Annotated in this window: 20 protein-coding genes and 1 riboswitch; of the genes, 9 read left to right on the top strand and 11 right to left on the bottom strand. The window is 72.2% G+C overall.

Annotated features, from left to right (window positions below):
* Positions 1-3: 3 nt before the first annotated feature.
* From ACIQZN_RS12735 to ACIQZN_RS12715, 5 genes are all read right to left on the bottom strand, one after another.
* Entirely contained in the window at positions 4-873 is an 870-nt protein-coding gene (locus ACIQZN_RS12735; protein WP_403991497.1) for a hypothetical protein, read from the bottom strand.
* Between the two features lie 50 nt (positions 874-923).
* Positions 924-1,841, bottom strand: coding sequence for a methylenetetrahydrofolate reductase [NAD(P)H] (metF, locus tag ACIQZN_RS12730; RefSeq protein ID WP_403991495.1), 918 nt, complete (start codon positions 1,839-1,841; stop codon positions 924-926).
* Positions 1,842-1,992: 151 nt separating this feature from the next.
* Positions 1,993-2,646, bottom strand: a complete 654-nt coding sequence (gene thiE, locus ACIQZN_RS12725) for a thiamine phosphate synthase (protein WP_403991492.1) — start codon at positions 2,644-2,646, stop codon at positions 1,993-1,995.
* Positions 2,647-2,743: 97 nt separating this feature from the next.
* Positions 2,744-3,109: an Rv2175c family DNA-binding protein gene (locus tag ACIQZN_RS12720; protein WP_403991489.1), complete on the bottom strand. Its 366-nt coding sequence runs from the start codon at positions 3,107-3,109 to the stop codon at positions 2,744-2,746.
* A 50-nt stretch (positions 3,110-3,159) separates the two neighbouring features.
* The gene (locus ACIQZN_RS12715) at positions 3,160-4,407 is read right to left on the bottom strand and encodes an NAD(P)/FAD-dependent oxidoreductase (RefSeq protein WP_403991486.1); all 1,248 of its coding nucleotides are present in this window, start codon (positions 4,405-4,407) and stop codon (positions 3,160-3,162) included.
* Between the two features lie 96 nt (positions 4,408-4,503).
* A riboswitch (TPP riboswitch) is annotated at positions 4,504-4,616 on the top strand.
* On the opposite strand from ACIQZN_RS12715, the gene thiO reads away from it, so the two are divergent.
* The 5 genes from thiO to ACIQZN_RS12690 all read left to right on the top strand — a co-directional run bounded on the left by thiO (position 4,614) and on the right by ACIQZN_RS12690 (position 9,696).
* Complete coding sequence (thiO, locus tag ACIQZN_RS12710) at positions 4,614-5,789, top strand: glycine oxidase ThiO (RefSeq protein ID WP_403991483.1); 1,176 nt, start codon at positions 4,614-4,616, stop codon at positions 5,787-5,789. It overlaps the preceding riboswitch by 3 nt.
* The gene (thiS, locus tag ACIQZN_RS12705; protein WP_403991480.1) at positions 5,786-6,004 is read left to right on the top strand and encodes a sulfur carrier protein ThiS; all 219 of its coding nucleotides are present in this window, start codon (positions 5,786-5,788) and stop codon (positions 6,002-6,004) included. Before thiO ends, thiS begins: the two co-directional genes overlap by 4 nt.
* 2 nt (positions 6,005-6,006) lie before the next feature.
* Entirely contained in the window at positions 6,007-6,801 is a 795-nt protein-coding gene (locus ACIQZN_RS12700; RefSeq protein ID WP_403991477.1) for a thiazole synthase, read from the top strand.
* An 88-nt stretch (positions 6,802-6,889) separates the two neighbouring features.
* On the top strand, positions 6,890-8,830 hold the full coding sequence (pknB, locus tag ACIQZN_RS12695; RefSeq protein ID WP_403991642.1) for a Stk1 family PASTA domain-containing Ser/Thr kinase: 1,941 nt from the start codon (positions 6,890-6,892) through the stop codon (positions 8,828-8,830).
* Between the two features lie 8 nt (positions 8,831-8,838).
* The gene (locus ACIQZN_RS12690; protein ID WP_403991475.1) at positions 8,839-9,696 is read left to right on the top strand and encodes a deoxyribonuclease IV; all 858 of its coding nucleotides are present in this window, start codon (positions 8,839-8,841) and stop codon (positions 9,694-9,696) included.
* A gap of 19 nt (positions 9,697-9,715) precedes the next feature.
* Here ACIQZN_RS12690 and ACIQZN_RS12685 read toward each other — a convergent pair whose 3' ends face one another.
* A complete protein-coding gene (locus tag ACIQZN_RS12685) occupies positions 9,716-10,348 on the bottom strand; it encodes a sulfite oxidase-like oxidoreductase (protein ID WP_403991472.1) in 633 nt (210 codons plus the stop codon).
* A 153-nt stretch (positions 10,349-10,501) separates the two neighbouring features.
* Here ACIQZN_RS12685 and bfr point away from each other — a divergent pair, with 153 nt between their 5' ends.
* A complete protein-coding gene (gene bfr, locus ACIQZN_RS12680; protein WP_093709197.1) occupies positions 10,502-10,981 on the top strand; it encodes a bacterioferritin in 480 nt (159 codons plus the stop codon).
* 6 nt (positions 10,982-10,987) lie between these two features.
* Here the strand turns inward: bfr and ACIQZN_RS12675 are convergent, their stop codons facing one another.
* Both ACIQZN_RS12675 and ACIQZN_RS12670 read right to left on the bottom strand, forming a co-directional pair.
* On the bottom strand, positions 10,988-11,230 hold the full coding sequence (locus tag ACIQZN_RS12675; protein ID WP_403991469.1) for a bacterioferritin-associated ferredoxin: 243 nt from the start codon (positions 11,228-11,230) through the stop codon (positions 10,988-10,990).
* Between the two features lie 169 nt (positions 11,231-11,399).
* Positions 11,400-12,746 carry a class II 3-deoxy-7-phosphoheptulonate synthase gene (locus ACIQZN_RS12670; RefSeq protein WP_391261674.1) on the bottom strand — a complete coding sequence of 449 codons (1,347 nt, stop codon included), beginning with the start codon at positions 12,744-12,746 and terminating at the stop codon, positions 11,400-11,402.
* Between the two features lie 168 nt (positions 12,747-12,914).
* Between ACIQZN_RS12670 and ACIQZN_RS12665 the strand changes: the two genes are divergently transcribed.
* The 3 genes from ACIQZN_RS12665 (at position 12,915) to ACIQZN_RS12655 (ending at position 17,817) form a co-directional block, all read left to right on the top strand.
* Positions 12,915-15,701 carry an N-acetylmuramoyl-L-alanine amidase gene (locus ACIQZN_RS12665; RefSeq protein WP_403991466.1) on the top strand — a complete coding sequence of 929 codons (2,787 nt, stop codon included), beginning with the start codon at positions 12,915-12,917 and terminating at the stop codon, positions 15,699-15,701.
* Between the two features lie 93 nt (positions 15,702-15,794).
* Positions 15,795-15,851, top strand: a complete 57-nt coding sequence (locus ACIQZN_RS12660) for a trp operon leader peptide (RefSeq protein ID WP_073735655.1) — start codon at positions 15,795-15,797, stop codon at positions 15,849-15,851.
* 97 nt (positions 15,852-15,948) lie between these two features.
* Complete coding sequence (locus tag ACIQZN_RS12655; protein ID WP_403991463.1) at positions 15,949-17,817, top strand: anthranilate synthase family protein; 1,869 nt, start codon at positions 15,949-15,951, stop codon at positions 17,815-17,817.
* Between the two features lie 25 nt (positions 17,818-17,842).
* Here ACIQZN_RS12655 and ACIQZN_RS12650 read toward each other — a convergent pair whose 3' ends face one another.
* From ACIQZN_RS12650 to macS, 3 genes are all read right to left on the bottom strand, one after another.
* Positions 17,843-18,847 carry a 2-hydroxyacid dehydrogenase gene (locus ACIQZN_RS12650; protein WP_403991460.1) on the bottom strand — a complete coding sequence of 335 codons (1,005 nt, stop codon included), beginning with the start codon at positions 18,845-18,847 and terminating at the stop codon, positions 17,843-17,845.
* A 78-nt stretch (positions 18,848-18,925) separates the two neighbouring features.
* Positions 18,926-19,618: a response regulator transcription factor gene (locus tag ACIQZN_RS12645; RefSeq protein ID WP_018104416.1), complete on the bottom strand. Its 693-nt coding sequence runs from the start codon at positions 19,616-19,618 to the stop codon at positions 18,926-18,928.
* Positions 19,615-20,841, bottom strand: a complete 1,227-nt coding sequence (macS, locus tag ACIQZN_RS12640) for a MacS family sensor histidine kinase (RefSeq protein ID WP_403991457.1) — start codon at positions 20,839-20,841, stop codon at positions 19,615-19,617. Before macS ends, ACIQZN_RS12645 begins: the two co-directional genes overlap by 4 nt.
* Positions 20,842-20,873 lie beyond the last annotated feature (32 nt).

Below are 20,873 nucleotides of genomic sequence, written 5' to 3'. Positions count from 1 at the left end.
GCCTCAGTAGCGGTACTGCTCGTTGTAGCCGGTGTCGTAGCCGTTCGGGTACGGGGCCGGCTGGGCGGCGGGCTCCTGGGGATACTGCTCGCCCTCGCGCTGCTGCGGCACCCAGACGCCGCCGGGCGGGGTCTCCGAGCCGTAGCCGTCGCCCTGCGCGTACGGGTCGGCGTACTGCTGCTGACCGCCGTAGCCGTCGTAGTTGCCGTAGCCGTCGTACGTGCCGTACTGCGGGGTGCTCGCGGTGGTGCCGATGTACGGGTCGGAGTAGGCGGCGTAGCTCTGCTGATCGGTGCCGTAGTCGTACTGCCCGGCTCCGGCGTAGGTGTCCTGGCCCTGGGGCTGCTGGGCCGGGTAGCCGTAGGGGTCGAACGCCTCGTGGCTCTGCGCGGCCTGGGGCTCCTGGGCCGGGCGGGGCGGGACCGGGTCGGTGTAAATGCCGTACTGGCCGGTGTCCTCGGGCATCGGTTCGGTCGCGTAGACGGCGGCGGGCGCAGGGGCGGACGGCGGGGCGGCCGGGGCGTCGGGGGCGCCGCCCTCGTACTCCACCTCCAGGTCCGAGACCTCCAGGGTGGGCTTGCGTTCGGCGGCGCCGCGCCGGCGGCGGCTCTCGCCGGGCTTGCCCCCTATCGCCCAGCCGGTGGAGAAGCCCTTGCGGAACGAGAGCGTGACATAGGTCTGGCCGGTGGCGAACGCGACCGCGCCGAGGGCGATGACGGGCACGGACGGCATGAGGACGCCGATCACCACACCGAGGAAGCCGGTGAAGGCGAGGAGGCGCCAGCGCAGCCGCGCCTTGTACTGCAGCAGCACCTCGCCGAGCAGCCACAGCGCGACGACACCGAACGCGATGTAGAGGACCGTCCAGCCCATGCCCGCCCCCTTCTACGGCCACCGCCCCGGTTGGTGGCGGGTACGGCCGGTCACGACTGCTTGTGCAGTCCGAGATTCTCGTAGATCTCGAGCGTCGCAGTCGAGTTGTTCAGCGTGATGAAGTGCAGTCCGGGCACGCCCTCGGAGAGCAGCTTCGCGCTGAACCGCGTTGCGAAGTCGATGCCAATGGAGCGTACAGCGGCGGCGTCGTCCTTGGCAGCGAGGATGCGCTCTTTCAGGTCGTCGGGCAGCACTGCGTCGCTGAGCTGGGAGAGCCGCTCCAACTGGCGGACATTGGTGACCGGCATGATCTCGGGGATGATCGGCGTGTCGCAACCGGCGGCGACCACTCGGTCACGCATCCGGAGATACGCCTCGGGATCGAAGAACATCTGCGTGATCGCGTAGTCGGCGCCGGCCCGGCACTTGTCCACGAAGTGGCGGACGTCGGTGTCCCAGTCGTCGGAGCGCGGGTGCCGCTCGGGGAACGCCGCGACGCCCACGCAGAAGTCGCCGGCCTCCTTGATCAGCCGGACCAGGTCCGCCGCGTACTTCACGCCCTGCGGGTGCTCGACCCAGGGGCCCATCGGGTCGCCCGGCGGGTCTCCGCGCACGGCGAGGATGTTCCGGATGCCGGCGTCCGCGTACTGGCCGACCATGTTGCGCAGTTCGGCGATCGAGTGGTTGACCGCCGTGAGGTGCGCGACCGGGGTGAGCGTGGACTCGGCGGCGATGTCCTGGGTGGCCTTCACCGTGCCGGCGCGGGTGGAGCCGCCGGCTCCGTACGTCACCGAGACGAAGCTCGGGGCGACGGCCTCGACCCGGCGCAGCGCGTTCCACAGGTTGCGCTCGCCCTTCTCGGTCTTGGGCGCCCAGAACTCGAACGAGTACGAGGTCGCGCCGGTCGCGAGCATCTCACGCACGGTGCGCGCGTGATCTGTCCTGGTGGAAGGTGTGCCAAGGGCCATACGGGCAGGTTAACCAGGGCGGGGCGGGGCCCCAACCGAACCGGAGTCATTTGCCGGAATTGACTGATTCTTGTCCATCCTTCGGACAGATTCGTCCCAGCTCCGTACCGGACGGGTCCCCGACCGCCTCACCGGCAGCGGCCGTCCCCCCTCAGGCTCCGGCGCGCTCGCGGACCCGTCGTGCCAGCTCAGCGGCGGCGGCACCCGGGTCGGACGCCTCGGTGAGGGCCCGTACGACCACGACCCGCCGGGCACCGGCGTCCAGCACCTGGTCGAGGTTGTCCGCGTCGATGCCCCCGATGGCGAACCAGGGGCGGGCGGGGGCGAGCGAGGCGGCGTAGCGGACGAGGTCCAGGCCGGGCGCGTGGCGGCCGGGCTTGGTGGGGGTGGGCCAGCAGGGGCCGGTGCAGAAGTAGTCCACGCCGGGCTCAGCGACGGCGGCGTCGACCTCCGCCTCGGCGTGCGTGGAGCGGCCGATGACCGGCTCGGCGCCGATGATCGCGCGGGCCGCCGGCACCGGCAGGTCGCCCTGGCCCAGGTGCAGCACGTCGGAGCCGATGGCGTGGGCCACGTCCGCCCGGTCGTTGACGGCGAGGAGCTTGCCGTGCCGCTTGCAGGCGTCCGCGAGGACGGCGAGGTGGTCCAGCTCCTCGCCGGCCTCCATGCCCTTGTCGCGGAGCTGGACGATGTCCACCCCGCCGGCGAGGACCGCGTCGAGGAAGTCGGGCAGGTCCCCCTGGCGCCTGCGGGCGTCCGTGCACAGGTAGAGCCGGGCGTCGGACAGCTGGGTGCGAGGCGTGGACATGGTGCGGTTCCCCCCGGGGACGGTGGCGGCGGATCGGTGGTGCGGCGCGGGGAAGCGGGCCGCCCGCTCGCGCGGTGCGGCCCGCTTCCCGGTGCGGTCAGACGGCGAGCGCCTGGGCGCGGCGCTTCACCTCCGTGCCGCGATTCTCACTCAGTGCCTGCGCGGGCGTGCCCGGCAGGGACGGGTCGGGGGTGAAGAGCCATTCGAGCATCTCCTCGTCGGAGTAGCCGTCGTCCTTCAGGAGGGTCAGGGTCCCGGAGAGGCCCTTGACCACCTTGTCGCCGTCGATGAAGGCGGCGGGCACCTGAAGTGCCCGGTTCTCCCCACGGCGTACGGCGATGAGCTGGCCCTCCTTGACCAGCTGCCGCACACGCGTCACCTCGACATCGAGCATTTCCGCGATGTCGGGCAGGTAGAGCCAGGCAGGGACGAGTGCATCGGTCTTTGCGTCAATCTCGGTCACGGGACAAGCCTGCCATCCCGGACTGACAGCCGAAACCCGGACTCGGCTCTTCAGGGACGCGTGGACGGCCCGAGCGTCGCCGACTTCAGCGGTACGGAGGGGTCCCCGGCCCGGTCCGCGTCGAGCAGGGCACCCGCCTCGATGAGCCGGCGCCCCTGCGCCAGGTCGCGCGGGCGGCTCACCGCGAGCACCGCGACCAGGGCGCCGTCGCGCAGCCAGCACACCGACCAGGCGGGCCCGGCCGGGTCGCCGCGCCACAGCAGGGTGTCCGCGTCCGCGTGGTGCCCGGCGTACTGCACGAAGCGGCCGAACTGCTCGGACCAGAAGTAGGGCACGGGGTCGTACGGCGGGATGTCGGCGTCCTCCGCCGCGATGTGGGCGGCGGCGGTCCTGGGCCCCTGGAGGGCGTTGTCCCAGTGGTGGACGACCAGGCGGGTGCCGTAGCGGGCCGAGGGGAAGGAGGCGCAGTCGCCGACCGCGTACACATCGGGGAGCGAGGTGCGCAGCGCCGCGTCGGCGGTCACCGAGCCCTCGGGCCCGAGGGCGATGCCGGAGCCGGCGAGCCAGCCGGTGGCGGGGCGGGCGCCGATGCCGACGACGACCGCGCCGGCCGGGAGGGTCCGCCCGTCGGCGAGGACCACCGTGCCGGGCTCGACGCGGGCGACCCGGGCGCCGGTGAGGAGCCGGGCGCCGCTCTCTTCGTACCAGGCGGCCATCGGGGCGGCGACCTGGGCGGGCAGCGCTCCGGCCAGGGGGCGGTCGGCGGCCTCCACGACGGTGACCTCGCAGCCGGCGGCGCGGGCGGCGGTGGCGAACTCGGCGCCGATCCAGCCGGCGCCGACGACCACGACGGGGTGCCCGGCCTCCAGGACGGGCCGCAGCCGGGCCGCGTCGTCGAGGGTGCGCAGCAGATGGACGCCGGGGACGCCGTCGGAGCCGGGCAGGGCGACGGGTTCGGCGCCGGTGGCGAGGACCAGGACGTCGTAGGGGACCGGGCCCTCGGAGGTGTCGAGTTCGTGGGCGCCGGCGCGGACCCCGGTGACCTCGCAGCCCAGGCGCAGGGCGATGTCCAGCCCCTCGAAGTCGATGTCGAAGGCGGACTCCTCGGCCTTGCCCAGCAGCACCGCCTTGGACAGCGGGGGCCGGTCGTAGGGCTGGTGCGGTTCGGCGCCGATCAGGGTGACGGGGCCGGTGAAGCCCTGTTCCCGCAGGGCGACGGCGGTCTGCACGCCCGCCATGCCCGCGCCCGCGACGACGACCCGGCGTTCCGTCCGCTCTGCCCGCTGCTGCTCGCTCACCTGTCCACCTTACGTAGCTGACGAGCCATCAGGAAAGGGCGCCCCCTCCCCCGGCCCTCCCTACCCGGTCCGCCGGGCGGGGTTTAGGGTGGCCACCGTAAGACACGCGGGAGCCCGGACGCACCGGGCTGAGAGGGAGGCTGGGCGGCCTCCGACCGTACGAACCTGATCCGGGTCATGCCGGCGAAGGGAGGGGCTGGACGCCAATGCGCACCCATCCCACCGAAGGGTCCGACGTCCTCGTCATCGGGGGCGGCATCATCGGCCTGGTGACCGCCTGGCGGGCCGCGCGGCGCGGTCTGGCCGTCGCGCTCGCCGACCCCGAGCCGGGCGGCGGAGCGGCCCGGGTCGCGGCCGGAATGCTGGCCGCCGTCACCGAGCTGCACTACGGCGAGGAGACGCTGCTCGCGCTCAACCTCGCCTCCGCCCGGGACTATCCGGAGTTCACGGCCGAGCTGGAGGAGGCGAGCGGGCAGGACATCGGCTTCCGGGCCTGCGGCACCCTGGCCGTCGCGCTCGACGCCGACGACCGCGCCCACCTGCGCGAACTCCACGAGCTGCAACGCCGCTCGGGCCTGGACTCGGAGTGGCTGACCGGGCGCGAGTGCCGCCGCCTGGAACCGATGCTCGCCCCGGGCGTGCGCGGCGGCCTCCGGGTGGACGGCGACCACCAGGTCGATCCGCGCCGCCTCGCCGCCGCGCTGCTCACCGCCTGCGAACGGGCCGGAGTGGTCTTCCACCGCCGCCGTGCCGACCGCCTCTCCGTGGTCGCGGACCGGGCCGTGGGCGCCGTGCTCGACGACGGTACGGAGGTGGCCGCCGGCCAGGTCGTGCTCGCCGGGGGCAGCCTCAGCGGCCGGCTCGCCGGGGTCCCCGCCCACGTCCTGCCGCCGGTGCGCCCGGTCAAGGGCCAGGTGCTGCGCCTCACCGTGCCCCCGGCGTACGCCCCCTTCCTCTCGCGCACCGTGCGCGCGGTGGTCCGGGGCAGCCACGTCTATCTCGTACCGCGCGAGAACGGCGAGCTGGTCGTCGGCGCCACCACCGAGGAGATGGGCTGGGACACCACCGTCACGGCGGGCGGCGTCTACGAGCTGCTGCGCGACGCCCACGAGCTGGTGCCCGGCATCACCGAGCTGCCGCTCACCGAGACCCGCGCCGGTCTGCGCCCCGCCTCCCCCGACAACGCCCCGCTGCTCGGCCGCACCGCGCTGCCCGGCCTCCACCTCGCCACCGGCCACGGCCGCAACGGCGTGCTGCTCACCCCTGTCACCGGGGACGCCATGGCGTCGCTGCTGGCCGACGGCGAGCTGCCCGAGGCGGCCCGCCCCTTCTCCCCCGGCCGGTTCGCCCCGGTCCCCGCACCCCAGGAGCAGCCCGCATGACCGAGCCCACCCCGCTCACCGTGTCCGTGAACGGCGCCCCGGCCGCCGTCGCGCCGGGCACCACCCTGGAGGCCCTCGTCGCGACGCTGACCGACGCGACGGCGGGGGTGGCCGCCGCGCTCAACGAGACCGTGGTGCCGCGCGGCCAGTGGCCCGCCGCCGCGCTCGCCGACGGCGACCGGGTCGAGGTCCTGACCGCGGTCCAGGGAGGCTGACGATGTCCGACGACCTGTTCACCCTCGGCGGCAGCGAGTTCACCTCGCGGCTGATCATGGGCACCGGCGGGGCGCCCAGCCTCGACGTGCTGGAGCGGTCGCTGATCGCGTCCGGCACCGAGCTGACCACCGTCGCGATGCGCCGCCTCGACCCGACCGTGCAGGGCTCGGTGCTCTCCGTGCTGCGGAAGCTGTCCATCCGGGTGCTGCCGAACACCGCCGGCTGCTACACCGCCGGGGAGGCCGTGCTCACCGCCCGGCTGGCCCGGGAGGCGCTGGGCACGGACTGGGTGAAGCTGGAGGTGGTGGCCGACGAGCGGACGCTGCTGCCCGACCCGGTCGAGCTGCTGGACGCCGCCGAGATCCTGGTGGACGACGGCTTCACCGTGCTGCCGTACACCAACGACGACCCGGTCCTGGCCCGGAAGCTGGAGGACGTGGGGTGCGCGGCGGTCATGCCGCTCGGCTCCCCCATCGGCTCGGGCCTGGGCATCCGCAACCCGCACAACTTCCAGCTGATCACCGAGCGGGCCGGGGTCCCGGTGATCCTGGACGCCGGCGCCGGGACCGCCTCGGACGCGGCGCTCGCGATGGAGCTGGGGTGCTCCGCTGTGATGCTCGCCTCAGCGGTGACCCGGGCCCAGGAGCCGGAGCTGATGGCCGCCGCGATGCGGCACGCGGTGGAGGGCGGACGGCTCGCGTACCGGGCCGGGCGCATCCCGCGCCGCCACTTCGCGGAGGCGTCCTCGCCGACGGCCGGGCGGGCGGTGCTCGATCCGGAGCGGCCGGCATTCTGACCCGCGCCTGTCACGGCTCGGCTGCAGTACTGCCCCGGGTTCGCTCCACCGCGGCGGGCCTGTCCGCGGCGGCTCGTAGACTCGCATGGTGGATACGACCCTCCAGGACCCCCTCGTCGGGCAGCTGCTCGACGGCCGCTACCGCGTCGATGCCCGCATCGCCGTGGGCGGCATGGCCACGGTCTACCGGGCCATGGACATGCGGCTCGACCGGGTGCTCGCCCTCAAGGTGATGCACCCGGCGCTGGCGACCGACGCCTCATTCGTCGAGCGCTTCATCCGCGAGGCCAAGTCCGTGGCGCATCTCGCCCACCCCAATGTGGTCGGGGTCTTCGACCAGGGCGCCCAGGGGCAGTACGTCTACCTCGCCATGGAGTACGTCGCCGGCTGCACGCTGCGCGATGTGCTGAGCGAGCGCGGCGCGCTCGCGCCCCGGGCCGCGCTGGACATCCTGGAATCGGTCCTCGCCGCCCTCGGCGCGGCGCACCGCGCGGGCTTCGTGCACCGCGACATGAAGCCGGAGAACGTGCTGATCGGGGACGACGGCCGGGTCAAGGTCGCCGACTTCGGCCTGGTCCGGGCCGTGGGCTCGGTGACGAACACCACCGGGACGATCCTCGGCACCGTCTCGTACCTGGCCCCGGAGCAGATCGAGCACGGCACGGCGGACACCCGCGCCGATGTGTACGCCTGCGGGGTCGTGCTGTACGAGATGCTGACCGGCGCCAAGCCGCGTGACGGGGAGTCCCCCGCCCAGGTCATCTACCAGCATCTGCACGAGGACGTGCCGCCCCCGTCCGCCGTGGTCCCCGGTCTGGCGCCCGAGCTGGACGCGCTGGTGGCGGGCGCGACCGCCCGGGACCCGGAGGCCCGCCCGTTCGACGCGGTGGCGCTCCTTGCCGTGGCCCGCCGGGCGCGCGCCGCCCTCACGGACGCGCAGCTCGACGCCGTACCGCCGCAGGCCCGGCCGGAGCCCGCCCCGGGCGGTGCGGCGGCGGGGTCCGACGCGCGGACGACGGTGATCCCCCGGGTGCTGCCGCAGGACCTGGGCACCGCCCACCACACCAGCCGGCTGGAGATGCCCCCGCCCGCGCCCCCGCAGCATCCGCGCCCGCCGCGCCGGAGGGGGCCGCTCGGCAGCCCCCGGCGCGGGCTGCTCGCGGCGGTCCTGGCGGTGCTCGTCGTCCTGGGCGTCGGCGGCGGCGTCTGGTACATCAACTCCGGGCAGTTCACGAAGGTCCCCTCGCTGCTGGGCCAGACCGAGAAGGCGGCCGGGAAGCGGCTCTCCGACGCGGGCCTGGAGCTGAAGGGCGTGAAGCGGGCCTTCAGCGACACCGTCGACCGGGGCAAGGTGATCAGCAGCGACCCCGAGTCCGGCGCCCGGATCAGGGGCAACGGCTCGGTCTCGCTCGTCGTCTCGCGCGGCCCCGAGATCATCCAGGTGCCCGATGTCGCGGGCGACCGGCTCGCCGAAGCCAAGCAGCGGCTGACGAAGGCGGGCCTGCTCCCGGGCCTCGTCACCAAGGAGTTCGACGACGACGTGGCGGCCGGCGAGGTGGTGCGCACGGACCCCGAGGCGGGCACCGAGCGCCACCCGGACTCGGCGGTCGCGATCGTCGTCTCCAAGGGCAGCCGCGTCGACGTCCCCGATGTCACCGGGCTCTCCGTCGACGACGCCACCGGCACGCTGGCCGACGAGGGCCTGAAGGTGAAGGTGAAGCCCGGCCGGGTGCACTCGCCGGAGGACGAGGGCGACGTCGCCGCGCAGTCACCGGAGGAGGGCGACGAGGCGGCCGAGGGCGACACCGTGACGCTGACGGTCTCCGCCGGGCCGCGCATGATCGACGTGCCGGATGTGGTCGGCAAGGACGTGGACGACGCCGAGGACGAGCTGAAGGCCGCGGGCTTCGAGGTCAAGGTCGACCGCGGCTTCCTCTCCTTCAGCGACAAGGTCTCCAGCCAGTCCGTGGACGGCGGCGACCGGGCCCCCGAGGGCAGCACCATCACCATCAAGACCAAGGGACTGTAGAGATCCGTATGCGCAACCCAGTCGGCGGCCATGTACCGGTGGCCGGCGGCCTCGCCAAGGTCGGCCTCCCCTACGCCCGCGAGATGGGCGCCGAGGCCGTCCAGGTCTTCGTCGCCAACCCGCGCGGCTGGGCCACCCCGGCCGGCAACCCGGCGCAGGACGAGCTGTTCCGCGAGCAGTGCGCCGCCGAGTCGATACCGGCGTACGTGCACGCCCCGTATCTGATCAACTTCGGCTCGCACACCCCGGCGACGGTGGAGCGGTCCGTGGAGTCGCTGCGCCACTCGCTGCGCCGGGCCCGGGAGATCGGGGCGCTGGGCGTCGTGGTGCACACGGGGTCGGCGACCGGCGGGCGGCCCCGCGAGGAGGCACTGGCCCAGGTGCGCACGCACATGCGGCCGCTGCTGGACGAGCTGACGCACGACGACGACCCGTTCCTGCTGCTGGAGTCCACCGCCGGGCAGGGCTCCTCGCTCTGCTCACGGACCTGGGACTTCGGCCCGTACTTCGAGGCGCTGGACGCCCATCCGAAGCTCGGGATCTGCCTCGACACCTGCCACATCTTCGCGGCGGGGCACGACCTGGCCGGTCCCGGCGGGATGAAGGAGACGCTGGACCTGCTGGTGGAGACGGTCGGCGAGGGCCGGCTGAAGCTCATCCACGCCAATGACTCCAAGGACGTCTCGGGTGCCCACAAAGACCGGCACGAGAACATCGGCTCGGGCCACATCGGCGAGGAGCCCTTCCGCGAGCTGTTCGCGCACCCGGCCACCGAGGGCGTGCCGCTGGTCATCGAGACGCCGGGCGGCAAGGAGGGCCACGCGGCGGACGTGGCCCGGCTCCAGGCGCTGCGCGACGGCGGCTGATCCGGATCCGGACGCCGGTTCAGAGCTCGGGGCCGTCCCCGGGCTCCTCCTGGTAGGAGTAGCGCTGCTCCTGCCAGGGGTCGCCGATGTTGTGGTAGCCGCGCTCCTCCCAGAAGCCGCGGCGGTCGGCGGTCATGTACTCGACGCCCCGGACCCACTTGGGGCCCTTCCACGCGTACAGATGGGGGACGACGAGCCGGAGCGGGAAGCCGTGTTCGGCGGTGAGCAGTTCGCCGCCCTTGTGGGTGGCGAACAGGGTCCGGTCGGAGAGGAAGTCGTCCAGCCGGAGGTTGGAGCTGAAGCCGTATTCGGCCCAGACCATCACATGGGTGACCTGAGGGGCGGGCGGCGCGAGGGCGGCCACGTCGCGGGCGAGCACACCGCCCCACTCGGCGCCCAGCATGCTGAATTTGGTGACGCAGTGGAGATCGGCGACGACCGAGGAGAACGGCAGCGCCGAGAATTCCTCGTGGTTCCAGCAGTGCTTCTCACCGTCGGCGGTCGCGCCGAAGACGCGGAATTCCCAGCGTTCCGGTTTGAACTTGGGGACGGGCCCGTAGTGGGTCACCGGCCACCCACGCTGCAGCCGCTGGCCCGGCGGAAGCTCGGACTGCTCTGACGCGCGGTGTTCCCGGCTTTCCGGCTGACCCATGACTCCATGGTGACAGACAGGCGAGGGTGGTCGTGACCAGGGCGGAGCCCATTCGGGCAACTCGTACTAAGCGTGCACTTACTGGACGGTCACCGGGTCCGGTGCGAGGATGCCGCCAACGTGCCCGGTTCACCGTTGGAAGGAGCCTCTGCGATGCAGGGCGACCCCGAGGTCATCGAGTTCCTGAATGAACAGCTGACCGCTGAATTGACCGCCATCAACCAGTACTTCCTGCACGCGAAGATGCAGGACAACTTCGGCTGGACCAAGCTGGCGAAATATACGCGCGCCGAGTCCTTCGACGAGATGAAGCACGCGGAGATCCTGACCGACCGCATTCTCTTCCTCGACGGTCTGCCGAACTACCAGCGGCTGTTCCATGTACGGGTCGGCCAGACGGTCACCGAGATGTTCCAGGCCGACCGGCAGGTCGAGGTCGAGGCGATCGACCGCCTCAAGCGCGGGATCGAGCTGATGCGCAACAAGGGCGACATCACGTCGGCGAACATCTTCGAGTCGATCCTCGCGGACGAGGAGCACCACATCGACTATCTCGACACCCAGCTCGATCTGGTCGAGAAGCTGGGCGAGCCGCTGTACATCGCGCAGCTCATCGAGCAGCCGGAGAGCTGACCGCGCTCAGGCGGCCTCGGGGAGCCCTTCCACCGGAGCGGTGGCGGTGGCGGGCGCCTGCCTGCTGTCCAGGAGCTCGCGGCGCGGGCAGGCGCCCCGGCCGAGCATCGCCTGGATGGTGCGGACACAGCCGCCGCAGTCCGTACCGGCCTTGGAGGCGGAGGCGATCTGGCGGGGGGTGCAGGCCCCGGCTGCCGCATGCTCCCTGACCTGCTGCTCCGTAACGCCGAAGCACGAGCAGACGTACATGCGGTTCACCTCCCGGGCGGGGACGGGTCGTGGGCGCCGCCCCGATAATCGGTGAGGCTAACCTAACCTTACCCGCCGCGCGCGGGCGGCAAAAGCCCGGGAACGCCCGTGGGGCACGGATCACATCGATCCGTGCCCCACAGTCGTACGGTGCCGCCTGCCGCGGCCCTTACTGGTCGCGGTACATCTCGGCGACGAGGAAGGCCAGGTCGAGCGACTGGCTGCGGTTGAGCCGGGGGTCGCAGGCCGTCTCGTAACGCTGGTGGAGGTCGTCCACGAAGATCTCGTGGCCACCGCCGACGCACTCGGTGACGTCGTCGCCGGTCAGCTCGACGTGGATGCCGCCGGGGTGCGTGCCGAGGCCCTTGTGCACCTCGAAGAAGCCCTTGACCTCGTCCAGGACGTCATCGAAGCGACGCGTCTTGTGGCCGGAGGCCGCCTCGAAGGTGTTGCCGTGCATCGGGTCGGTCACCCAGGCGACGGTGGCGCCGGAGGCGGTGACCTTCTCGACCAGCTCGGGCAGCTTGTCGCGGACCTTGTCGGCGCCCATGCGGACGATGAACGTCAGCCGGCCGGGCTCGCGCTCGGGGTCGAGGCGCTCGATGTAGCCGAGGGCCTCGTCGACGGTGGTCGTGGGGCCGAGCTTGATCCCGATCGGGTTGCGGACCTTGGAGGCGAACTCGATGTGCGCCCCGTCCATCTGGCGGGTGCGCTCACCGATCCACACCATGTGGCCCGAGGTGTCGTACAGGTGGCCGGTGCGCGAGTCGGTGCGGGTCAGCGCGGTCTCGTAGTCGAGGAGCAGGGCCTCGTGCGAGGCGTAGAACTCGACGGCCTTGAACTCGGCGGGGTCGGTGCCGCACGCCTTCATGAAGTTCAGCGCGTTGTCGATCTCGCGGGCCAGGGCCTCGTAGCGCTGGCCGGACGGGGACGACTTCACGAAGTCCTGGTTCCACGCGTGCACCTGGCGCAGGTCGGCGTAACCGCCGGTGGTGAAGGCGCGCACGAGGTTCAGCGTGGAGGCGGACGCGTGGTACATCCGCTTCAGGCGCTCGGGGTCGGGGACGCGGTCGGCCTCGGTGAAGGCGAAGCCGTTGACGGAGTCGCCGCGGTAGGTCGGCAGGGTCACGCCGTCGCGGGTCTCGGTCGGCTTGGAGCGCGGCTTGGAGTACTGGCCGGCGATCCGGCCGACCTTGACGACGGGCACGGAGGCGGCGTAGGTGAGGACGGCGCTCATCTGGAGCAGCGTCTTCAGCTTGGCGCGGATGTGCTCGGCCGACACGGCGTCGAATGCCTCGGCGCAGTCTCCGCCCTGCAAGAGGAACGCCTCGCCCTTGGCGACGGCTCCCATACGGGCACGCAGCTGGTCGCACTCGCCCGCGAAGACGAGCGGGGGATACGACGCGAGGTCCGCGAGTGCATCGCGCAGGGCCTCGGAGTCGGGGTACTCGGGCTGCTGCGCCGCGGGAAGGTCTCGCCAGGTGTTGCCACCGGCGACGGAGGTATTGGCGTTCACGGTCACGGCGTCCACATTACGGGGTCGCGCGCGCTCCCCTTCCCGGTTGCCCAGTCACTGAGACGGACGTCTCGCCACGGTCGGTGTGGGAGCGGTTCCGGCGGCCTGCTAGCCTCGCGACTTTCAGCGTTGCACAACGTTGGACAAGTAAACATCGAGGGTGGGGACTTGAAGCGGAATCACCGTAGGGACCTCAAGAAGAGACGGCTGCTGATCGGGGCCGGCGCCGCCGTGGTCGCGACCGCGACGATCGGCACCCTGGCCATGGCCTCGCAGGACCCGGACCCGGGGAACACCAAGGCCGCCTCGCCGTCCGCCGTGCTCCAGGCCCAGTTCGAGGACGCGGCCCGTGAGTTCGACGTACCGCAGAGCGTGCTGATGGCGGTCTCGTACCGGCAGACGCGGTGGGAGAGCCATGACGGGGAGCCGAGCACGAGCGGCGCGTACAACGTCATGGGGCTCACGCGGGTGACCCCGCAGGATGTCGCCCGGCCCGGTGACGAGGACGGCCTCGCGCACGTCAACCTGAGCGGCAGCCCCGAGATCGAGAAGAAGTTCGACGCCGAGAAGGCGAAGCGCTCGCTCCCGAAGGAGACCGTCGACACCAGCGACCCCCGGCTGCACACGCTGGACGAGGCCGCGAAGCTGATCGACACCGGCACGGAGACGGTGAAGGACAGCACGGAGCAGTCCATCCGCGCGGGCGCCGCGCTGCTGGCCGAGTACCAGCGGGACGCGACCGGGTCGCTGCCGAAGGAGCCGGGCCGCTGGTACGCGGCCGTGGCCAGGTACAGCCAGGCCCCGGACACGAAGGGTGCCGACCTCTTCGCCAAGCGGGTCTTCGAGTCGGTCAGGACCGGTGAGCGCGAGGTCACTGCGGACGGCCAGCAGGTCACTCTCCCCGCCGACCCGTCCGTCGCCCCGGTCAAGCCGTCGAAGCTCTCGCTCGCCGCGACGCCCGCGAGCACGGCCGCGACGCCGACGCCCGAGTGCCCCTCCGGCCTGAACTGCAACTTCGTCCCGGCCGAGGACCCGAAGAGCGGCACCCGCAATTACAGCCTGGCCAACCGGCCGGCCGGCGGGTACGACATCCGCCAGATCGTCATCCACGACACCGAGGGCGGCTACCAGGCCGCGCTGGACACGTTCCGGGACCCGTCGCAGGGTGCCAGCGCCCACTACGTGATCCGCGCCTCGGACGGTCTGGTCACCCAGATGGTCGAGAACAAGAACCTGGCGTGGCACGCGGGCAACTGGTCGCTCAACATGCACTCGATCGGCGTGGAGCACGAGGGCTACGCGATCAAGGCGGGCAAGTGGTACACGGAGCCGCAGTACGAGTCCTCCGCCGCCCTGGTGAAGTTCCTGGCCGGCAAGTACGGCATCCCGCTGGACCGTGAGCACATCATCGGCCATGACGAGGTGCCCGGTCTGCTGGACGGCGACGTCGCCGACATGCACTGGGACGCGGGTCCGTTCTGGGACTGGAACCACTACATGGCGCTGATGGGCGCCCCGACCGGTGCCGAGGGTGCGGGCGGTCCGGTCAAGGCCGGCCAGGTGGTCCGGGTCGTTCCGCCGTTCACCACGGCCAACCAGCCGGAACTGACGTACGGCGGCAGCACGGTCGCCAAGCAGCCGGCGAACTTCGGCTACCTGTACACCTCGGCGTCCACCTCCGCGTCGAAGATCGTCGACCCGTACATGCCGAATGTGAAGGCCACCGACGGCCCGAACTGGGGCAACAAGGTCGTCGCCGGCGGCAAGTACGTCGTCGCCGAGGCGAAGGGCGACTGGACCGCCATCTGGTACGGCGGGCAGAAGGCGTGGTTCTACAACCCCGGCGGCCAGTTCACCTCGCGCGTCGACGGTCCGGCCCCGGCCGTGATCAAGCTGAAGAGCGGGGCCACGGCCCGGCTGTACGGCCGTTCCTTCCCCGAGGCTTCGGCGTACGAGGGCACGGGCGCCGAGGCTCCGACGGACAACCCGGACTACCTCTCGAAGTACAAGCTGCCCGCCGGCCAGGCGTACGTACGCGCCGGGGCGGACGTCCAGGGCGACGACTACTTCGGCTCCTCGCAGATCCGGGTCGTGGGCACCACGGTCTACACCCCGATCCGCTACAACCACCGCATCGCCTGGGTGAAGGCCAGTGACGTCCAGGAGGCGGCAAGCACCGCCCCCGCCTCCGCCACCGACCGCTACAACATGATCGGCCGCGACAGCGCAGGCCGGATCTGGCAGTACCAGGGCACCGGCAGCGCCTCCTCCCCGTACTACCGCCGCTACCAGGCGGGCTACGGCTGGGGCAGCTACACCGCGATGACCGCCATGACCGCGCTGCGCGCGGACGGTACGGGCGACTTCGTGGCCCGCGACAAGGACGGCGTCCTCTGGTACTACCGGGGCAGCGGGAACCCGGACAAGCCGTACATGGCCCGGCTCAAGGTCGGCAGCGGCTGGAACCAGTACTCCACCCTCAACGGCATGCGCGACCTCGACGCCGACGGCAAGGCCGACATGATCGCCCGCAACGCCGCCGGGGACATCTACTTCTACAAGGGGACCGGCACCCCGGAGAAGCCCTTCGCCCCCAAGGCGAAGATCGGGTACGGCTGGCAGATCTACGACCAGATCGTCTCCACCGGCGACCTCAACGGCGACGGCAAGGCGGACTTCGTGGCCCGGGACAAGTCCGGGACGCTGTGGATCTACACGGGCACCGGCTCGGCCTCCGCCCCGTACGACAAGCGGGTCAAGATCGGTACGGGCTGGGGCAAGTACAAGCTGCTGCTCGGCCCGAGCGACCTGGACCGTGACGGCCGGGGCGACCTGGTCGGCGTGGACTCGGCCGGGGATTTCTGGTTCTACCGCTCCACCGGAAACGTGACGGCCCCGTTCGCGACGAAGTCGCAGGTCGGGGACGGCTGGCAGATCTACGACATGCTGTTCTAGGCGACGGCAGGTCCTGCGCGCGCGGGGCCCTTTCCCATCCGGCCGGGTGGGAAAGGGCCCCGCCGTCGTCAGGCGTGGGTTAGGGTACGGGGCATGTTCGCGCACTCGACCCGTAACTGGTGGTGGACCGCTCATCCGGCGGCCCACTGATCGCGCGTACACACTGACGCAGAGGCCGCCCGAGGGGCGGCCTTTTCCGTGTCCACGGGCCGTTCCTCCCAGCTGATTCCCTGGAAGGAACCGACCCATGAGCTTCGACCGACTCCTGCGCGACGACTGCCCGCCCTTCGCCCTGCTGCGCCGCCGCACCCCCGGCCACGACCACGACACCGTCGAGGTGCTGATCGGCCGGGTGCACGAGGCGGACCGCCTCGCCGACATCCCCGTGGGCGACCGCCCGTCGCTGGCGCTGGTGCCGTTCCGGCAGATCGCGGAACGCGGCTTCGACGTACGCGACGACGGCACACCGCTGTCGGTCCTGGTCGCGGACGAGACGTACACGCTGTCCCTGGACGAGGCGCTGGACGCGCTCCCCCGCCACGAAGTCCGCGTGGAAGACGGGGAGTTCGACGTCAGCGACGAGGAGTACGCCTCCACCGTGCGGCGGGTGATCGAGGACGAGATCGGCCGGGGCGAGGGCGCGAACTTCGTGATCCGGCGGACGTTCCGGGGCCGGATCGACGGCTTCGGCCGGGCGGACGCGCTGGCCCTGTTCCGGCGGCTACTGGCGGGCGAGCGGGGCGCGTACTGGACGTTCGTCGTGCACACCGGGGATCGCGTGCTGGTGGGTGCCAGCCCCGAGGTGCATGTACGCATGTCCGGCGGGACCGTCGTGATGAACCCCATCAGCGGCACCTACCGCTACCCCGCCGAGGGGCCCACCCCCGAGAGCCTGCTCGCCTTCCTCGGTGACCGCAAGGAGACCGAGGAGCTCTCCATGGTGGTCGACGAGGAGCTGAAGATGATGTGCACGGTCGGCGACATGGGCGGCGTGGTGATCGGTCCGCGCCTCAAGGAGATGGCCCATCTCGCGCACACCGAGTACGAGTTGCGCGGACGCTCCTCGCTGGATGTGCGGGAGGTGCTGAAGGAGACCATGTTCGCGGCGACCGTCACCGGCTCCCCCGTGCAGAACGCCTGCCGGGTCATCGAGCGGTACGAGGACGGCGGGCGCGGCTACTACGCGGGCGCGCTGGCCCTGCTGCGCCGGGAGCCCGATGGCACCCAGACCCTGGACTCGCCGATCCTCATCCGGACCGCCGACATCGACGCGGACGGCACGCTGCGGGTGCCGGTCGGGGCCACCCTGGTCCGCCACTCCGACCCGGAGAGCGAGGTCGCCGAGACCCACGCCAAGGCGGCCGGGGTCCTCGCCGCCCTCGGCGTCCGCCCGGCCCGCCCCGAGGCGGAGCGGGAGCGGCCCCGGCTGGCCGCCGACCCCCGGGTGCGGGAGGCCCTGGACGCCCGGCGGGACGGGCTCGCCCCGTTCTGGCTGCGGATGCAGGAGCGCGCCGCCGACCGCACCGGCCACGCCCTGGTGGTGGACGGCGAGGACACGTTCACCGCGATGCTCGGGCACCTGCTGCGCGCCTCGGGGCTCGACGTCACCGTGCGCCGCTACGACGAGCCGGGGCTGCGCGAGGCGGTGCGGGCGCACGAGGGGCCCGTGGTGCTCGGGCCCGGCCCGGGGAATCCGGCGGACGCGGCCGACCCGAAGATGCGGCTCCTTCGCGCGATGGCCGCCGAGCTGGTCCGGGACCACCGGCACGGGCTGCTCGGGGTGTGCCTGGGCCATGAGCTGATCGCGGCCGAACTGGGCCTGGAGATCGTCCGCAAGGCGGTGCCGTACCAGGGGGCGCAGACCCGTATCGACCTGTTCGGGCGGCCCGAGACGGTCGGCTTCTACAACAGCTACACCGCGCGCTGCGACGACTCCGGGGCGGCGGAGCTCACGGCGCACGGCATCGAGGCGAGCCGGGACGAGGTGTCCGGGGAGTTGCACGCGCTGCGCGGGGCCAGGTTCGCCTCGGTGCAGTTCCACCCGGAGTCGGTGCTGACGCTGCGCGGTGCGGCGATCGTGTCCGAGCTGCTGGCGGGGCTGCCGGTGCGCGGCTGAGGCGCTTTCCCCGGGCCCCGGGGTCTCAGGTCCCGGGGCGGGCCGGGACCAGGACGTTGTCGCTGTGGCGGCCGGCCAGGTAGTCGCCGACGTTCTCGACGGTGGCGTCGATGATCTGGCCGACCGCGTCCTCCGTGTAGTACGCCTGGTGCGAGGTGACGATGACATTCGGGAAGGTCACGAGCCGGGCCAGGGTGTCGTCGTCCACGCCCTCCAGGGACTTGTCCAGGAAGAACAGCCCGGCCTCCGCCTCGTACACATCGAGCCCGACGCCGAGGAAGCGGCCCGCGCGCAACTCGCCGACCAGGGCGGAGGTGTCGATGAGCCCGCCCCGGCTGGAGTTGACCAGGATCGCGTCGTCCTTCATCAGGGCGAGGGCGTCCTTGTCGATGAGGTGCTGGGTCGCCGGGAGCAGCGGCACGTGCAGGCTGACCAGGTCGGCCTCCGCGAGCAGCCGCTCCTTGTCGACGTAAGCCATGCCCAGCTCGACGCAGGCCGGGTTCTCGGCGACGTCCCAGCCCAGCAGCTTCATGCCGAAGCCGTGAGCGATCCGGGTGAACGCCTCGCCGATCTTGCCGGTGCCGACGACGCCCACCGTGCGGCCGTGCATGTCGCGGCCGAGGAGCCCGTCGAGCCGGAAGTCGAAGTCGCGGGTGCGGCTCGCGGCCCGGATGACCCGGCGGTTGACCGCCATGGCCAGGGTCCAGGCGAACTCCGCGACCGAGTACGGCGAGTAGTACGAGACCCGGGCGACGCGGAGGGCCAGGCGCTCGGCGACGTCCAGGTCGATGTTGTTGAACCCGGTGGAGCGCTGGGCGATCATCTGGGTGCCGCCGGCCGCGAGGGTCTGGAGGACCGCGCCGCCCAGGTCGGCGTTGACGCTGGTGGAGATGGCCTCGTAGCCCGCGGCGATGGGGGCGGTGTCCCGGTTCAGGAAGACGTCCAGGCAGCGGACTTCGTGCTTCCCGGCGAACGCCTTCTCGATCAGCGGCTTCTCGTCGGACTGCACTCCGAAGGCCAGGATCTCCACGACGTCTCCCCTGTCTGCGTGCTGGGCGGCCGGTCATCGCGAATATACGGCGGGGCGCTCCGCCGCGCCGCTCAGGCTTTACGCGTCGTCGAGCCCGCGCTCTATGGCGTACCGCACCAGCTCGACGCGATTGTGCAGCTGGAGCTTGCCCAGGGTGTTCTGGACGTGGTTCTGCACGGTCCGGTGCGAGATGACGAGCCGTTCCGCGATCTGCTTGTACGAGAGCCCCTTGGCCACGAGCCGCAGCACCTCGGTCTCCCGGTCGGTCAGCTCCGGGGCCTTCGGCTCGTCGGACGCGGCCGGTGCGGGCTCCGAGGCCAGTCGGCGGTACTCGCCGAGGACCAGACCGGCCAGGCCCGGGGTGAAGACCGCGTCGCCTGCGGCGGTGCGGCGGACGGCCTCGGTCAGCTCCTGGGTGCTCGCCGACTTCATCAGGTAGCCGGTGGCGCCGGACTTGACCGCCTCCAGGACGTCGGCGTGCTCGCCGCTGGCGGAGAGCACGAGGACCCGCAGCCCGGGCTGGCTGCCGACGAGCTCCTTGCAGACCTGGACCCCTGGCATGCCGGGCAGATTGAGGTCGAGGACCAGGACGTCCGGGGTGACGGCGCCGGCCCGGCGGACGGCCTGGGGACCGTCGCCCGCGGTGGCCACCACGTCGAAGCCGGCCTCGGCGAGGTCGCGGGCCACGGCGTCGCGCCACATCGGGTGGTCGTCCACCACCATCACTCTGATCGCCGGCTGCCCGGTGCCCTCTTCGTGTGTCGCGCTCATCGGACCGATCCCGCCTTCCCCCGTGAAACCTTAGGAACCTTCAATTCGACCTCGGTGCCCTGGCCGGGCACCGAGATCAGTTCTGCCGTACCGCCCAGATCGCGCAGCCGGCCCCGGATCGACAGGGCGACCCCGAGCCGCCCCTCCCCCTCGGCCTGCGCGAGCCGCCCCTCGGGGATGCCCGGCCCGTCGTCCCGGACCGTGACGATGACCTCGTCCGGCCAGTCCTCCAGCAGGATCCACGCCTGGGCGCCCTCGCCCGCGTGCACCCGGACATTGTCCAGGGCGGCGCCGACCGCGGCCGCCAGCTCCGCCGCCGCGGCGGACGGCAGCAGCACCGGGGCACCGGGCTCCGCGAAGCTGGTCCGGGACCCGGCGTGCGGGGCGAGGAGCGTCCGCAGGTCGGTCTCGCCGCCGTCGCCCGGTTCGTCGTCGTCCGTCTCGACGGTCCGGACGACGGCGCCCTCGGAGGCGTCCTCGGAGAGCCGGGTGGGCGGCACGAGGCCGCTGGAGACCAGGGTGCGCAGAGCGACCTCCTGCTCCCCGGCCATCCGGCCGAGCTCCGCCGCCTCGCCGCCGAGCGCGGCGCCGCGCCGCTGGACCATCGCGAGGACCTGGAGCACGCCGTCGTGGATGTCCCGGGCGAGGCGTTCCCGTTCGCGGGTGGCGGCCTCGATCTCCAGGGCGCGGGCGAGGGTGCGCTCACTGGCCCGGGCGACCTCCACCACGTAACCGATGGCGATGGAGGCGACCCAGACCAGCATCACGTTGTGCAGGGTGTCGCGGCTGGGCTCGCCGCGCTCGATGAGGTTGGCGACGGCGACCAGGCTGGAGGCGAAGCCCGCCCAGCGCCAGCCGCCCTTGATCGCGAAGGCCAGCACGGAACCGGCGGTCCAGATGGACGGCAGGGTCGGGCCGTCGACGTGCTGCGCCTGGAAGTCGGCGAGCGGGGTGACCACGATCCCGATGAGGGCGAGGGCCAGGTCCGCGCCCAGGAAGCGCCTGGTGCAGGCGGCGGCGCCGACCGTCTTCGGCAGGGTGGCGAGCGTCCAGACCGCCATCAGCGACAGGAAGGTGATCGCTATCCAGGGCCGCTCGTAGTCGTGCCGGGCGAAGGCGGCGAGCAGGATCGCGTAGAGCATCGTCAGCACGCGGTACGCCGTCAGGGCGCGCCACAGCGGCTGCTCCACGGACATCCGGACCACGCGTACGCGTTTGACCATGCTGTTCTCCCCCGTCCCCCGGCGGACCGCCG

It is taken from the genome of Streptomyces sp. NPDC097595 (genome assembly GCF_044761525.1).
Taxonomy (GTDB): domain Bacteria; phylum Actinomycetota; class Actinomycetes; order Streptomycetales; family Streptomycetaceae; genus Streptomyces; species Streptomyces drozdowiczii_A.
The sequence above is the reverse complement of the archived record's forward strand: the minus strand, read 5'-3'. Positions and strand labels throughout refer to the sequence as shown.

Bases quoted from the DNA above. Each gene is read 5' to 3' on its own strand.
- ACIQZN_RS12645 (WP_018104416.1), bottom strand. From the start codon at position 19,618: ATGAGCGCGACACACGAAGAGGGCACCGGGCAGCCGGCGATCAGAGTG.
- thiS (WP_403991480.1), top strand. From the start codon at position 5,786: ATGACCGAGCCCACCCCGCTCACCGTGTCCGTGAACGGCGCCCCGGCC.
- ACIQZN_RS12655 (WP_403991463.1), top strand. From the start codon at position 15,949: ATGAGCTTCGACCGACTCCTGCGCGACGACTGCCCGCCCTTCGCCCTG.
- ACIQZN_RS12690 (WP_403991475.1), top strand. From the start codon at position 8,839: ATGCGCAACCCAGTCGGCGGCCATGTACCGGTGGCCGGCGGCCTCGCC.
- metF (WP_403991495.1), bottom strand. From the start codon at position 1,841: ATGGCCCTTGGCACACCTTCCACCAGGACAGATCACGCGCGCACCGTG.
- ACIQZN_RS12735 (WP_403991497.1), bottom strand. From the start codon at position 873: ATGGGCTGGACGGTCCTCTACATCGCGTTCGGTGTCGTCGCGCTGTGG.
- ACIQZN_RS12700 (WP_403991477.1), top strand. From the start codon at position 6,007: ATGTCCGACGACCTGTTCACCCTCGGCGGCAGCGAGTTCACCTCGCGG.
- thiE (WP_403991492.1), bottom strand. From the start codon at position 2,646: ATGTCCACGCCTCGCACCCAGCTGTCCGACGCCCGGCTCTACCTGTGC.
- ACIQZN_RS12675 (WP_403991469.1), bottom strand. From the start codon at position 11,230: ATGTACGTCTGCTCGTGCTTCGGCGTTACGGAGCAGCAGGTCAGGGAG.
- ACIQZN_RS12685 (WP_403991472.1), bottom strand. From the start codon at position 10,348: ATGGGTCAGCCGGAAAGCCGGGAACACCGCGCGTCAGAGCAGTCCGAG.
- bfr (WP_093709197.1), top strand. From the start codon at position 10,502: ATGCAGGGCGACCCCGAGGTCATCGAGTTCCTGAATGAACAGCTGACC.
- macS (WP_403991457.1), bottom strand. From the start codon at position 20,841: ATGGTCAAACGCGTACGCGTGGTCCGGATGTCCGTGGAGCAGCCGCTG.
- thiO (WP_403991483.1), top strand. From the start codon at position 4,614: ATGCGCACCCATCCCACCGAAGGGTCCGACGTCCTCGTCATCGGGGGC.